General features: G+C 66.3%; 16 protein-coding genes. 12 read left to right on the forward strand and 4 right to left on the reverse strand.

Features of this window, described 5'->3' with window-relative positions; all coding sequences use genetic code 11:
- The first annotated feature begins 16 nt into the window (after positions 1-16).
- Together HB724_RS07375 and astD are read left to right on the forward strand one after the other, a co-directional pair.
- Positions 17-1,372 carry a protein adenylyltransferase SelO family protein gene (locus tag HB724_RS07375; RefSeq protein ID WP_213980271.1) on the forward strand — a complete coding sequence of 452 codons (1,356 nt, stop codon included), beginning with the start codon at positions 17-19 and terminating at the stop codon, positions 1,370-1,372.
- Between the two features lie 95 nt (positions 1,373-1,467).
- Positions 1,468-2,883: a succinylglutamate-semialdehyde dehydrogenase gene (astD, locus tag HB724_RS07380; RefSeq protein WP_213980272.1), complete on the forward strand. Its 1,416-nt coding sequence runs from the start codon at positions 1,468-1,470 to the stop codon at positions 2,881-2,883.
- Here astD and HB724_RS07385 read toward each other — a convergent pair.
- Positions 2,880-3,989, reverse strand: coding sequence for an acyltransferase family protein (locus HB724_RS07385; RefSeq protein WP_213980273.1), 1,110 nt, complete (start codon positions 3,987-3,989; stop codon positions 2,880-2,882). The two genes, astD and HB724_RS07385, sit on opposite strands and share 4 nt — an antisense overlap.
- Before the next feature lie 180 nt (positions 3,990-4,169).
- Between HB724_RS07385 and cobA the strand changes: the two genes are divergently transcribed.
- The 5 genes from cobA to HB724_RS07410 are packed head-to-tail and all read left to right on the forward strand — an operon-like array spanning position 4,170 to position 8,068.
- Positions 4,170-4,955: a uroporphyrinogen-III C-methyltransferase gene (cobA, locus tag HB724_RS07390; RefSeq protein WP_213980274.1), complete on the forward strand. Its 786-nt coding sequence runs from the start codon at positions 4,170-4,172 to the stop codon at positions 4,953-4,955.
- Complete coding sequence (locus HB724_RS07395; protein ID WP_213980275.1) at positions 4,952-5,248, forward strand: DUF2849 domain-containing protein; 297 nt, start codon at positions 4,952-4,954, stop codon at positions 5,246-5,248. Before cobA ends, HB724_RS07395 begins: the two co-directional genes overlap by 4 nt.
- 1 nt (position 5,249) lies before the next feature.
- On the forward strand, positions 5,250-6,881 hold the full coding sequence (locus HB724_RS07400; protein WP_213980276.1) for a nitrite/sulfite reductase: 1,632 nt from the start codon (positions 5,250-5,252) through the stop codon (positions 6,879-6,881).
- Entirely contained in the window at positions 6,874-7,299 is a 426-nt protein-coding gene (locus HB724_RS07405; RefSeq protein ID WP_213980277.1) for a DUF934 domain-containing protein, read from the forward strand. The genes HB724_RS07400 and HB724_RS07405 overlap by 8 nt, the downstream gene beginning before the upstream one ends.
- A complete protein-coding gene (locus HB724_RS07410) occupies positions 7,292-8,068 on the forward strand; it encodes a phosphoadenylyl-sulfate reductase (protein ID WP_213980278.1) in 777 nt (258 codons plus the stop codon). Before HB724_RS07405 ends, HB724_RS07410 begins: the two co-directional genes overlap by 8 nt.
- Positions 8,069-8,264: 196 nt before the next feature.
- Here the strand turns inward: HB724_RS07410 and HB724_RS07415 are convergent, their stop codons facing one another.
- The gene (locus HB724_RS07415) at positions 8,265-9,761 is read right to left on the reverse strand and encodes a replicative DNA helicase (RefSeq protein WP_213980279.1); all 1,497 of its coding nucleotides are present in this window, start codon (positions 9,759-9,761) and stop codon (positions 8,265-8,267) included.
- Positions 9,762-9,843: 82 nt separating this feature from the next.
- Between HB724_RS07415 and HB724_RS07420 the strand changes: the two genes are divergently transcribed.
- The 5 genes from HB724_RS07420 to HB724_RS07440 are packed head-to-tail and all read left to right on the forward strand — an operon-like array spanning position 9,844 to position 12,523.
- Positions 9,844-10,326, forward strand: a complete 483-nt coding sequence (locus HB724_RS07420; protein WP_213980280.1) for a UPF0262 family protein — start codon at positions 9,844-9,846, stop codon at positions 10,324-10,326.
- Between the two features lie 2 nt (positions 10,327-10,328).
- Complete coding sequence (gene cdd / locus HB724_RS07425; RefSeq protein ID WP_213980281.1) at positions 10,329-10,778, forward strand: cytidine deaminase; 450 nt, start codon at positions 10,329-10,331, stop codon at positions 10,776-10,778.
- A complete protein-coding gene (locus HB724_RS07430; RefSeq protein WP_213980282.1) occupies positions 10,775-11,146 on the forward strand; it encodes a VOC family protein in 372 nt (123 codons plus the stop codon). The genes cdd and HB724_RS07430 overlap by 4 nt, the downstream gene beginning before the upstream one ends.
- A 56-nt stretch (positions 11,147-11,202) precedes the next feature.
- Positions 11,203-11,757 carry a dCTP deaminase gene (gene dcd, locus HB724_RS07435; RefSeq protein WP_213980283.1) on the forward strand — a complete coding sequence of 185 codons (555 nt, stop codon included), beginning with the start codon at positions 11,203-11,205 and terminating at the stop codon, positions 11,755-11,757.
- A gap of 16 nt (positions 11,758-11,773) precedes the next feature.
- Entirely contained in the window at positions 11,774-12,523 is a 750-nt protein-coding gene (locus HB724_RS07440) for a DoxX family membrane protein (protein ID WP_213980284.1), read from the forward strand.
- Here HB724_RS07440 and HB724_RS07445 read toward each other — a convergent pair.
- Both HB724_RS07445 and HB724_RS07450 read right to left on the reverse strand, forming a co-directional pair.
- Positions 12,510-12,866, reverse strand: coding sequence for a tetratricopeptide repeat protein (locus tag HB724_RS07445; protein ID WP_213980285.1), 357 nt, complete (start codon positions 12,864-12,866; stop codon positions 12,510-12,512). The two genes, HB724_RS07440 and HB724_RS07445, sit on opposite strands and share 14 nt — an antisense overlap.
- A gap of 566 nt (positions 12,867-13,432) precedes the next feature.
- A complete protein-coding gene (locus tag HB724_RS07450) occupies positions 13,433-13,858 on the reverse strand; it encodes a biopolymer transporter ExbD (protein ID WP_213980286.1) in 426 nt (141 codons plus the stop codon).
- Positions 13,859-13,872: the final 14 nt, after the last annotated feature.

A 13,872-nucleotide genomic window follows, 5' to 3' on the forward strand; every position in this document is an offset into this window, starting at 1 on the left:
CCCCCCATATCGCCGCATGGCCTTCTCTCCGCAACAGGCGATCCTCGAACTCGGCGATGCGTTCTACGATCCGGTCCATCCCGCCCGGTTCCCGAAACAGATCCTCCGCTTCCGCAACGATCGCGCCGCCGCAAGCGTCGGCCTCGACGGCCTGAGCGACACAGAGTGGCTGGCCCATTTCGCCCGCTTCGAGCCGCTCCCCGGCAGCCTCGAACAGCCGCTGGCCCAGCGCTATCACGGCCACCAGTTCCGCGTGTACAATCCCGAGATCGGCGACGGCCGCGGCTTCCTGTTCGCGCAGATGACCGACGACCAGGGCCGCTTGATGGACCTCGGCACCAAGGGCTCGGGCCAGACGCCGCACAGCCGCTTCGGCGACGGCCGCCTGACGCTCAAGGGCGGCGTCCGCGAGATCCTCGCCACCGAGATGCTGGAGGCGCTCGGCGTGGAGACCTCCCGCACCTTCTCGCTGGTCGAGACCGGCGAGGAGCTGCATCGCGGCGACGAACCCTCGCCTACCCGCTCCTCGGTGCTGGTGCGGCTCAGCCACGGCCATATCCGCATCGGCACCTTCCAGCGCCTCGCCCATTTCGGCGAGACCGAGGCGATCGCGAAGCTCACCGCCTATGTCCTGCGCCATTATTACGGCGAAGAAGCGGGTGACAACGCTCCCACCCGCCTGCTCGCCCATGTCGTCGCGCGCACCGCGCGGCTGGCGGCCCAGTATATGGCCGCGGGCTTCGTCCATGGCGTGCTCAACAGCGACAATATCAACGTGACCGGCGAGAGCTTCGACTACGGCCCCTGGCGCTTCGCGCCGATCTGGGCACCGCGTTTCACCGCCGCCTATTTCGATCATGCCGGGCTCTATGCCTATGCCCGCCAGCCCGAGGCGATCTATTGGGACGCGGCCCAGCTCGCCAGCGCGCTCAGCCTGGTCGCGCCCGAGGATTCGCTGGTCGCCGCGCTCGACGGCTTTCCGGACGCCTATCACCGCGAATCCGCCACTGCGATCCTCTGGCGGCTCGGTGTCCTCCCCCGCGATCCCGAGCAGGACCGCGCGCTCGCCCAGACGGTGGAGCAGACCCTCGCCGCGACCGACTCCCCGATCGACCTCTTCTATTTCGACGTCTTCGGCGGCGTTCTGCCCACAAGCTATGGCGAGCCCTTCGCTCAGCTACGCGCGCAACTCGCCCCCTATCGGCCGCGAAAGCCGCGCGATCACCCCTATTGGTCCGATCCGGAGCCCTGCGCGATGCTGATCGACGAGGTAGAGGCGATCTGGGCGCGGATCGCCGAGCAGGACGACTGGTCGATACTCCATGCCAAGGTCGCCGCGATCCGCCGCATGGGCGAAGCCCTGAAAGCATAGCATCGTCGGAAGGAGGAATAGGCCAGGCTCTGGCCTAGCTTTCCAATTTCGTGCAAGAGCGCGAGACCATTTCAAGGCACGTTAACCAAAACCGAATGTCCGGACAGGAAATCATCTCCACCGAACCCGCGACCGGCGCCATATTGTGGCGCCAGATGGCGGGCGATGCCGACACCGAAGTCGCGATCGCGCGGCGGAGCTGGGCCGAATGGGCCGCGCGCCCGCTCGCCTATCGGATCGAGGCGCTGCGCCGCTTCGCCAATGTGGTACGGCAGAAGTCCGATGCCTTCGCCGATCTGCTCGCGCGCGAGACCGGCAAGCCGCTCTGGGAAGCCCGCACCGAAGTCGAGACGGTGATCGCCAAGGTCGATATCTCGGTGACCGCCTATTCCGAGCGCACCGGACAGCGCCGCGTCGACGCGCCGATGAACTCGCGGCTGGCGCTCCGCCACAAGCCGCACGGCGTGCTCGCGGTGCTCGGCCCCTATAATTTCCCGGCGCACCTGCCGAACGGTCATATCGTCCCCGCGCTGCTCGCCGGCAACGCCGTCGTCTTCAAGCCGTCGGAGAAGACCCCGGCCTCGGGCGCGTTCCTGGTCGATTGCTTCCATGCCGCCGGCATTCCCGAAGGCTGTGTCCGGCTGCTGATCGGCGGCCCCGATCAGGGCAAGGCACTCGCCGGCCATCCCGATATCGACGGGCTGCTCTTCACCGGTTCCGCCAATACCGGCATCGCGCTCAACCGCCAGTTCGCCACCCGGCCCGAGAAGATCCTCGCGCTGGAGATGGGCGGCAACAATCCGATCGTCGTGTGGAACACGCCCGATCTCTATGCGGCGGCCGTGCTCGTGATCCAGTCGGCCTTCACCACCTCCGGCCAGCGCTGCACCGCCGCGCGGCGCCTGATCGTCGACCAGAATCTCTTCGACCCGCTGATGGCGGAGATCAACAAGCTGATCGGCCGACTCATCATCGGTGAGCCCCATGCCGATCCCCAACCCTTCATGGGACCGGTGATCGACAATGACGCGGCCGACATGCTCACCGAGAGCTTCGTCGCCCTGCTCACCCGGGGCGGCCGGCCGCTGCGCCACATGGAGCGCCCGATCGAGAACCGCCCGTTCCTGACTCCGGGCGTGATCGACATGACCGAGGCCAGCGAGAAGCCCGATATCGAGCTGTTCGGCCCGATCCTCCAGGTCTATCGCGCCGAAACCTTCGAGGCGGCGATCGCCGAGGCCAACGACACGCGCTACGGCCTCTCCGCCAGCCTGGTGAGCCAGGATCCGCGACTCTACGACCAGTTCTGGGCCAATATCCGCGCCGGAATCGTCAACTGGAACAAGCCGACCAACGGCGCATCGTCGGCCGCCCCGTTCGGCGGCATCGGCTGGTCGGGCAATCACCGCCCCAGCGCCTATTATGCCGCGGATTATTGCGCCTATCCGGTGGTCAGCTCCGAATCCGATCAGGCGCGCGCCGCCATGGGCGTGGGCCTACGCGACGCCTAAGCCGTCGCGACCGCAATCCGCCGCACTTCCGGCAGCCGTCCATTCAGCAGCAGCGACAGGGCCGGCGAACGCGCGACCAGCCGGAAGTGCAGCGCATAGCAGAAAACGGCCGTAAAGCTCACCGCCGCCGCATATTGGAGATAGGGATTCACGCCCCAGGGCCGCACCGCCGCGTTGATCGCGACCAGCACCGGATAGTGGAGCATGTAGATCGTGAAGGACGCCGCGCACAGGCGATCCATCACGGGCGGCACCTGGCGAGTCGTCAGCGCCGAACGCAGGATCAGCGCGGCTGCGGCCGGCGGGCAGACCACGCTCAGCAACCACCGCATCGTGCCGTCCCAATCATTGCCGGCGACAGGCTCCGCGATGAAGCAGAGCAGCGCCGCAGCCGCGGCCAGCGCCAATATCGTGATCGGCACGGCGACGGTGCCGAGCATCGCCACCCGGAACGCACGGGAAAGACCCAGCAGAAAGCCCAGGAAATAGAGCGGCATATAGCCGATGATCGACCCCAGTTGCAGCAGCATCGACCAATGGGCTTCCGGCGCGAAATCGAATGTTGCCTTCAGCGCCATGCCGGTCAGCACCAGCGAAACCGCGCTCATGACCGTAAGCACCCGCGTCTGCCCCTGCACGCAAAGCCACCGCAACAGACGCGCCGAACGGCGCCGATCGATCCGCGTGAACAGCAAATACGCGATCGGCTGGTAGAGCAGCAGCGCGAACAGGAACCAGAGGTGGTGCCAGTCGAACAGCGCGATCCCCGCGGCCTGCGCGGGATCGATCGCGCCGCGCATGATCGCCGCGATGATCGGGCTGAGCGCCAGGATGCCGAACAGTGCCGGAACCCCCACCCGCACGCTCTGTTTCCCGAACCAGTCGATCGGCCGGCGGCGCGTCATCACCAAGGCTGCGAGCATCCCGGAAATCGCGAAAAAGGCCCCCATCCGAAACGCCGCCGATATCCATGCCATCCCCTCGAACAGGCGCAAATGCTCCGACAGCACCGATCCATGGACCAGCAGCCCGCCAAGCATCAGCGCCGCCCGCCAGGCGTTCAGGCCGGCGATCCGGCCCTGGATGCTGAATTCCCCCTTCGCCATCTCAGGTCTTGCCGATCGGTCCCATAGGCGGTTCTCCACGGAACCTATCCACCCGAAGCGACTAAGGCCCGCTTAACGCGAGGCGGGCCACCACCTTCAGCTTGGCGATAGATCGCCTAAACCCGGCCCAAGCAACCTTCGGGTTGCCCCCGGCGCCGCGGCGGCCCATTGGCTCCTCTCATGGCTACTCTTCTCGATCCCTCGTCGCGCGGACGCGTGATTCTAGTCGGCGCGGGTCCGGGCGATCCCGGCCTGCTCACCGTGCGCGCCGTCGAGGCGCTGCGCCAGGCCGACGTCGTCGTCCATGACGGGCTGGTCGATCCGCGCGTGCTCGATCTCGCGCCCCAGGCGCACCGCATCTCGGTCGCCAAGAGCCGCGCGCGCCACACGCTGCCCCAGGAAGCGATCAACGCCCTCATCATCGCTCATGTGAAGACCGGCGCGATCGTCGTGCGGCTGAAGGGCGGCGATCCGTTCATCTTCGGCCGCGGCGGCGAGGAGGTCGAGGCGGTGCGCGCCGCCGGCCTGCCCGTCGAAGTCATTCCCGGCATCTCCGCCGCGCTCGGCGCCGCGGCCGAGGCGATGCTGCCGCTCACCCATCGCGACTGGTCGAGCGCGGTCAGCTTCGTCGCCGGCCAGTGCAAGGGCCTGACCGATCAGGACTGGTCCGGCCTCGCCGGCAAGGGCCGCACCCTCGTCATCTATATGGGCGTCGCCACCTGCCCGGAGATCAGCGAGAAGCTGATGAACGACGGCGTCGCCCCCGACATGCCCGTCGCAGTGCTCGAGCGCGGCACGCTGGAGGGATCGCGCGCGCTGCGCACCCTGCTCGCCGATCTCGGCCCGATGGTTGCGCGCGAGAAGGTGCGAAGCCCGGCGATCATCGTCGTCGGCGAAGTCGTGATGCTCGCCGATGCCGACGACAAGCTCGCCGCCTGGGCCGATGCCGCGGAGGCGCTCGCATGAAACTGCTTACCGGCAACGATCTCGCCACCGGCGACGTGACCTGGTGGACCGGCTCGGGCTGGTCGCGCCATGTCGAGGACGCTGCGGACGTGGCCGAGCAGGGCGAGGCGATCGCGGCAGTCGAGGAAGCCGCGCGCCGCGTCAACGGACCCTATGTGATCGACGCGACGGGAACCCCCGAAGGCCCCCGCCCCGCGCACATCAAGGACCGCATCCGCGCCCTCGGCCCCACCGTGCGCCCGGACCTGACCCTCAAGCCCGCCGACCCCAACGCCGGCTCCTGGGTGATCTGACATGTACCAATATGACCAATATGACCAATCGATCGTCGATGCTCGCGTCGAGGAATTCCGCGACCAGGTGAACCGCCGCCTCGCCGGCCAGATCACCGAGGACCAGTTCAAGCCGCTGCGGCTGATGAACGGCCTCTATCTCCAGCTTCACGCCTATATGCTGCGCGTCGCCATCCCCTATGGCACGCTGAACGGCCGGCAGATGCGGATGCTGGGCCATATCGCGCGCAAATATGATCGCGGCTACGGCCATTTCACCACGCGCCAGAACCTCCAGTACAACTGGATCAAGCTCGCCGACGCGCCGGACATCCTCGCCGAGCTCGCCACGGTCGAGATGCACGCGATCCAGACCAGCGGGAACTGCATCCGCAACATCAGCTCGGACCAGTTCGCCGGCGCCGCCGCGGACGAAGTGGCGGACCCCCGCCCCTGGGCCGAGCTGCTCCGCCAGTGGAGCACTTTCCACCCCGAATTCACCTACCTGCCCCGCAAGTTCAAGATCGCCGTGATCGCGTCCGACGAGGACCGCGCGGCGATGCGCCTGCACGATATCGGCATCCAGCTCGTGAAGCGCGACGGCGTGCTCGGCGGCCGCATCTTCGTCGGCGGCGGCATGGGCCGCACCCCGATGATCGGCCCCGAGATCCGCGATTTCGTCACTGCCGACGATCTGCTGAGCTATGTCGAGGCGTGCCTGCGCGTCTATAATCGCTACGGGCGGCGCGACAATATCTACAAGGCGCGGATCAAGATCCTCATCCACGAGATCGGCGCCGACGAATATCGCCGCCAGGTCGAGGAGGAGTTCCTGGAGGTCAAGAAGCTCGGCATCGATCCCCCGGCCGCCGAGTTCGAACGCATCAAGGCGTTCTTTGCCCCACCCGCCTTCGATTCCGATGCGAGCGACGATATCGATCGCTCGGACCCCGATTTCGCCGTCTGGCTCGATCAGAACGTCTCGGCGCACCAGGTGCCCGGCTATGCGATCGTCACGATCAGCCTCAAGTCCCAGGGCGGCATCCCCGGCGACGCGACCGCCGACCAGATCGAACTGATGGCCGATCTCGCCGAGCGCTACAGCTTCGATGAGCTGCGCGTCACTCACGCCCAGAACATCGTCCTGCCGCACGTCCGGAAGAGTCAACTTGGTCAACTTTGGCAGGCCCTGCATGGCGCCGGCCTGGCCGAACCGAACCTCGACCTCATCAGCGACATCATCGCCTGCCCCGGCCTCGATTATTGCAGCCTGGCCAATGCCCGCTCGATCCCCGTGGCGCAGAAGATCACGGCCCGCTTCGCCGATCTCGGCCGCCAGCGCGAGCTGGGCGAGCTGAAGCTCAAGATCAGCGGCTGCATCAACGCCTGCGGCCACCATCATGCCGGCCATATCGGCATCCTGGGCGTCGATCGGAAAGGCACCGAGAACTACCAGCTCCTGCTCGGCGGATCGGGTGCCGAGGACGTGTCGCTCGGCACGATCACCGGCCCCGGCTTCTCCGAGGACGGGATCGTCGACGCCGTGGAGAAGGCGACCGACGTCTATCTGCGCGAGCGGGTCGAGGGCGAGCGTTTCCTCGACACCTATCGCCGCATCGGCATGGCGCCGTTCAAGGAGGCGCTTTATGGCTGATGCCCTGCGCTTCCGCGACGACGAGCCGCATGACGAGCCCGCCGTCACGCTCGATTCCTTCCTCGGCCAGTCCAACGCCACCGCCGTCCGCATCGAATCGGGCGAGGATGCGCGGTTGCTGCTGCCCTATCTCGATCGCCTCGCGCTGGTGGAGGTCGCCTTCCCCAAGTTCCGCGACGGCCGCGGCTATTCCACCGGCCGCATCCTGCGCGAAGCCGGCTACACGGGAGAGCTCCGCGCCCAGGGCGACGTGCTGGTCGATCAGATCGTGCCGATGCGCCGCTGCGGCTTCGACAGTTTCGCTCCCGAGGCCCCGATCGACGAAACGGTCCTCAAGGCCGCGCTCGCCCGCTACGACCATGTCTATCAATCCGCAGCCGATGCCGCCGTGCCGGTGTGGAAGCTCCGGCATGGCTGAACTCGCCCGCAAGCTGGACCGGATCGACATCGCTCCGCGCTTCACCGCGCATGAGGCGATCCGGCTGAACAACATGTTCCGCGGCATCGGCACCGACGAGCTGCTGCGCACCGTGCTCGGCGAGCATATGCTGGGCGACATCGCCCTGATCTCTTCCTTCGGCGCGGAATCCGCCGCGTTGCTCCATCTGGTCGCCTCGGTCGATCCGGCGATCCCGGTGCTGTTCCTCGATACCGGCAAGCATTTCCCCGAAACGCTCGCCTATCGCGATACGCTGGCCAAACGCCTGGGCCTCACCGATCTGCGCAGCCTGACGCCCGATCCCGAAACCCTCGCCAAGCGCGATGAGACCGGCCTGCGCTGGTCCTACGATCCCGACGGCTGCTGCGAGATCCGCAAGGTCGCTCCGCTCGCCCGGGTCATGGGGGGCTTCGACGCCAGCATCACCGGCCGCAAGGCGTTCCAGGCGAGCACCCGCAACGCCCTGCCCCGCTTCGAGGTGGACGCCGCCGATCCCATCGGCCGGATGAAGTTCAATCCGCTCGCCGATTGGACCAGGGACGACATCTCCGCCTATTTCGACGCGCACGATCTGCCCCGCCATCCGCTGGAGGCGCAGGGCTATCTCTCGATCGGCTGCGCGCCCTGCACCAGCATCGTCAAGCCGGGCGAAGACCCCCGCTCGGGCCGCTGGCGCGGCTGGGACAAGACCGAATGCGGCATCCATACCCCCGTGGACGACAACGACCCCAACCTCCCGGCCTTCTGATCGCAATTCTCTACCAGGCGGCGTCGGCGAAGAAGTCGGCGGCGCCTATGCGGGCAATACGAGCGGCTATCGCTGGACGGTCGGCCTTCCCAACAGCGGAATGTCGCTGGCCGTGATCGCGCCTGGCGCGCCGCCGTCGCGCTCCTGCAGCAACGCTGGACCGATCCCCGTCAGGCGGTCTGCCCGACGGAATCGATCAATAAGCCTCGTGCGCGAGATCGCTGAACTTGGTGAACTGCCGGTCGAAACGCATATGCACCGATCCCGTAGCGCCATGGCGCTGCTTGGCGATAATCACGGTCGCCTTGTTCGCCACTTCGAGCTGCTTGGCCTGCCATTCCTCATAGGCCATGCGCTCCTCGGCGGTCTCGGTGCCGTCGGGAATTTTGGTCGGCGCCTTGAAATCATGATAATATTCGTCGCGATAGACGAACAGCACGATGTCCGCGTCCTGCTCGATCGATCCCGATTCGCGCAGGTCCGATAGCTGCGGGCGCTTGTCCTCGCGGCTCTCCACCGCGCGGCTGAGCTGGGAAAGCGCCAGCACCGGCACGTTGAGTTCCTTGGCCAGCGTCTTCAGGCCGCGGCTGATCTCCGAGATTTCCTGCACGCGTCCATCGCCCGAAGCCTTGGCGCTACCGGTCAGGAGCTGGAGGTAATCGACGATCACCATGCCGATCTTGTGCTGGCGCTTCATCCGACGCGCCCGGGTGCGCAACGCGGCGATGGTGAGGCCCGGCGTATCGTCGATGAACAAGGGCAGCCGCTCCAGATCGCCCGCCGCCCGCGCGAACTTCTGGAATTCGGACGTGCTGATCTGCCCCGTGCGCAGCTTCTCCGACACGACTTCGGCCTGTTCGGAAAGGATACGCATCGCGAGCTGATCGGCCGACATTTCAAGGCTGAAGAACGCGACCGGCGCGCCGATCGACTTCTCCTCGGGAATGCCGCCTTCGATATCGTCGGCGTAGCGCTTGGCCGCATTGAACGCGATGTTGGTCGCAAGCGAGGTCTTGCCCATGCCGGGGCGGCCGGCGAGGATCAGCAGATCCGATCGGTTGAAGCCACCGGTGGATGCGTTCAGGTCGGTAAGGCCGGTGGTGATGCCCGAGATGCCGCCGCCCGAATTCATCGCCTTCTCAGCCTGGCGGACCGCCATGGTCGCCGCGCGGGTGAAGCTTTTCAGGCCCGCCTCGGTATCGCCCTTCTCGGCGACTTCGTAGAGCTTGAGCTCGGCCTGTTCGATCTGCTTGGCGGGATTGATGTCCTGGCTGGTGTCGAGCGCCCCGTCCACCAGATCGCGCCCCACCGTCACCAGCGCGCGCAGCATCGCCAGGTCGTAGATCTGGTCCGCGAAGGAGCGCGCGCCGATCAGGCTCGCCGGGTTGCCGGTGAGCTGCGCCAGATAGGCCGGGCCGCCCAGTTCCTTCATCGCGCTGTCGTTGATGAACAGCGGGCGCAGCGTCACCGGCGTTGCCAGCCGGTTGTCGCCCACCATCGTCGAGATCGCGTCGTAGATCCGGCCGTGCAGCGGCTCGAAGAAATGCTCGGGACGCAGCTTCTGCAGCACGTCCTCGGCCACGCGATTGTCGATCATCATCGCGCCCAGCAGCGCGGCCTCCGCCTCGATATTCTGGGGCAGGCTGGTGCCTTCGGGCATTTCGGGCGCGGGGAACGGGATCGGCTGGGCCATCCGCCCCTATTCCTCCAATGCCGGGGCCACGGCAACCGTCCCGCTTGTGAAAAGCGGTGATTGTCCCCAAAGCAACGTCAACATGGCCGATCCGCGGATCATCGACATCTCCCTCGACGAGCGCACGATCCTCTGGCGCTCGGCCGATATCGAGCAGGAGCGCCGCATCGCGATCTTCGACCTGCTTGAAGACAATCATTTCGCCCCGCAGCGCCAGCATCCCGACGGCTATGCCGGCCCCTACAAGCTGCACCTCAGCGTCGAGGAGGGCCGGCTGGCGCTGGAGATCCGCCGCGCCGACGGATCGCCGCTGGAGACGCTGGTCCTGGGCCTTGCCCGCTTCCGCCGCCCGATCCGCGACTATTTCGCGATCTGCGACAGCTATTACCAGGCGATCCGCAATGCCGCGCCCGCCCAGATCGAGACGATCGACATGGCCCGGCGCGGCATCCACAACGACGCCGCCGAGCTTCTCCGCGAGCGGCTGGAGGGCAAGATCACCGTCGATTTCGACACCGCCCGCCGCCTCTTCACGCTGATCTGCGTGCTCCATATCAAGGGCTGACCATGGCTGAACCCGATCCCAAGGCATTGATCGAGGCGGCGCGCGCCGCCGCCCGCAACGCCTATGCCCCCTATTCGAACTTCGCGGTCGGCGCCGCGGTGCTGCTGTCGGACGGCAGCATGGTCACTGGCGCCAATTTCGAGAATGCCAGCTACGGCCTGTCGCTCTGCGCCGAGACGGTCGCGCTCGCGACCGCCAGCGCCCAGGGGCGCTTGCGCGACGTGGTGGCGATCGGCGTGATCGGCGGGCTGATGGAGGACGGCGTGGCCCGCGGCACCGCCCCGGTCGGCCCCTGCGGCCGCTGCCGCCAGGTCATCAACGAAGCCGCCCAGCTCGGCGGCCGCGATATCCCGGTCTATTGCGGCAGCGCCGAGGGCGACGAGATCGCCAGTTACCGCCTCTCCGAACTGCTGCCCCATGCGTTCGGACCGGCCGATCTGGGGCTGGCATGAGCGCAAACCTTGCCACCACCGCGCTCCGCCCCTTCGTCCCGGGCGGCAAGGATTTCGCCCTATCGAAGCGCTTCTATCAGGCGCTGGGCTTCCGCATCATCTTCGAAGCGGACCAGGTGGCGGGCCTTGCCTGCGATTCCGGCCAGTTCCTGCTCCAGGACCATTACGCAAAGGACTGGGCGGAGAATTTCATGATGCAACTGGTGGTCGCCGATCTCGACGCATGGTGGGCGCATATCGAGACGCTGGATCTTGCCGGCGGCTTCGGCGTCCAGCCGCCCCGCGCGCCCGTCATGCAACCTTGGGGACTGCGTGTCGCCTATGTCTTCGGCCCCTGCGGCGAGCTCTGGCATATCGCCCAGGCCTAGCCCCTTGCCCCCGCCGGGCTTAGCCGCGACAAGAGCCGCTCAATCTTGGAGTGACGATGTCCATCCTTTCCGACCGCTGGATCCGCGAGCAGGCGCAATCTCATGGCATGATCGAACCGTTCGTCGAGGCCCAGCGGCGCGAAGGCTGCATCAGCTACGGCCTGTCCTCCTATGGCTATGACGCGCGGGTGGCGGACGAGTTCAAGATCTTCACCAATGTCGATTCGGCGGTGGTCGATCCCAAGAACTTCGCCGCGAACAGCTTCGTCGATCGCAAGACCGATGTCTGCGTGATCCCGCCCAACAGCTTCGCGCTGGCCCGCACGGTGGAATATTTCCGCGTGCCCCGCGACGTGCTCGTCATCTGCCTGGGCAAATCGACCTATGCCCGCTGCGGGATCATCGTCAACGTGACCCCGCTCGAGCCCGAATGGGAGGGGCATGTCACGCTGGAATTCTCGAACACCACGCCGCTGCCCGCCAAAATCTACGCCAATGAAGGCGCCTGCCAGTTCCTGTTCCTGAAGGGCGAGCAGCCCTGCGAGACCAGCTATGCCGATCGGGCGGGAAAATATATGGGCCAGCGGGGCGTCACCCTGCCCCGGCTCTGAGCGGAAAGACCGAACCATGGCCGCGCGCCGCCGCAATTTCGATGCCGATGCCCTGCCCTATGCCGCGGGTGCGATCGGCCTTGCCGTCCTGACCTTCCTCCACCGCGATTTCGCGTTGCAATGGCAGCCGGTGCCCGCCGGCATTCCCAACCGCGAGACGCTCGTGCTGGCCAGCGGCGCGCTGCTGGCGCTGGGCGGCGTGCTCGCGCTGCTGCCGCGCACCGGCTTCCTGCGGCTGCTGCTGCCCGCGCAATATCTCCTATGGGCCGTGGCGCTCCATATCCCGCTGGTGCTGGCCAGGCCCGGCGTCGCGACGCTGCTGGGGTTCGCCGAGATCCTTGCCCTCGCGACGGGCGGCGCGGCGCTTTTCCTGGGAGACCGGCCGGGCGGCGCCCAGACCCTGCTGCGCATCCTGTTCGGACTTTGCCCGATCCTGTTCGGGATAGGCCATTTCGCCTATCCGGGCTTCACCGCGCCGCTGATGCCCGACTGGCTGCCCAGGCCGCTCTACTGGACCTGGTTCACCGGCGTCGCCCATATCGCGGCGGGCCTGGCGATCATATCGGGCAGCGCCGCACGGTTGGCGGCCACCCTGCTCGCGGTGATGTGCGGGGCGTTCGTGGTGCTGGTGCATGCGCCACGGGTTCTTGCGGCGCCGTCGAACCGTCTCGAATGGACGATGCTGCTGATCGCCCTGTCGATCGCCGGCGCCGCCTGGCTCGCGCGCGGCCTGACCGGCCGCGCACGTCCGTTCAACGCGCGCTGAACTGCACGGCGTCGATCCGCTTCAGGCCGGTCTGCGCGATGGCGTGCGACCCGGCGGTGCGTTCGGCGGAAATGTCCATGAGCACGTCGTCTTGCGCCAGCACCTTGCTGTAGAGCGCGCGGGCTTCGCTCGCCCGGCCGGTCTGGACATAGACGGCGGCGAGATTGAGCAGCAGTTCGGGACGATCGGGATCGGCGCGAAGTCCGGCAAGCAGCTTCTGCTCGGCCTTGTCGAGCGCGCCGCTATGGATCTGGGCGCTGGCAACGGCGCTGTCCTGCGCCTGGGCGGGAATCGCGATGAGCATCAGCGGCGCGAGGGCCGCACCTACAAGTCCCATACGCATCGGGCATCTCCTAATGTTACATCAAGCTTACGTCTTGGTGACACTTGAATGACTCTTGTGTGACATTTCAGTTGCAATTCTGCAATCTGGAAACGTTCAAGAGCGGTCCCATCGGTCGCAAATGCGCTTCGCGGCGGACCGCAGCCGGACCGGCTGCGGTTGACATGGTTGACACCCGCTATGTCGAAATTTCCGGGGAGCGATTTGGGGGCGCCGATTATTCAGCCGCCAGGTTGAGGAAATCGGCAAAATCCGCGGGTCCGGCCGAATCCCCGCCGGCCTGCCGGTTGACTCATTTGACTCCATCGCATGCGTACGCACGCATGCCTTCCCACGCGGCTAGCGTGCTTTCCGGGGGCCTCGACGATGAGAAAGAGCCGCCCTTTCGGTCGGCTCTCAAATCCTACATTGCAAGGCCGATGACCCAAGGTCCGATGTCGATCGGCCTCGGACTAGCCCGCAAATGCTCGGGGCTGGGCTCTGCGATCGAGACGGTTACCCACAAAAAAAAGGCGGCCCCGAAGGACCGCCTCTTCAATATCCTGACGCTCGAAAGCGCCGGCCGATCAGAAATCGTTGCGATACTGCTCGTTGCCGACGAAGCCGAGCTTGGTCACGTTCGCCCGCTTGACGATCGCCAGCACGCGATCGACCACGTCGTAGCGCGCCTGCGGATCGGGCTGGAAGTGCAGCTCCGGCTCTGGATCGCGCTGGATCGACGCATCGAGATACTGACGCAGCGTCACATCGTCGATCTGCACGCTGTTCCAGAACACGCGGCCTTCGCCGTCGATATAGAGCTTGTTCTTCTCAGGCTCGATCGGCGTGGCGTTCTGCGGCGAGTTCTGCGGCAGATCGACCTTCACCGCATGGGTCTGGATCGGGATCGTGATGATGAACATGATGAGGAGCACGAGCATGACGTCGATCAACGGCGTCGTGTTCAGATCCATCATCGGCTGACCATCTTCCTGGCCACCGCTTATCGACATTTCAGTAACTCCTT

The organism is Sphingomonas sp. dw_22 (assembly GCF_018449795.1).
Lineage (GTDB): Bacteria > Pseudomonadota > Alphaproteobacteria > Sphingomonadales > Sphingomonadaceae > Sphingomonas.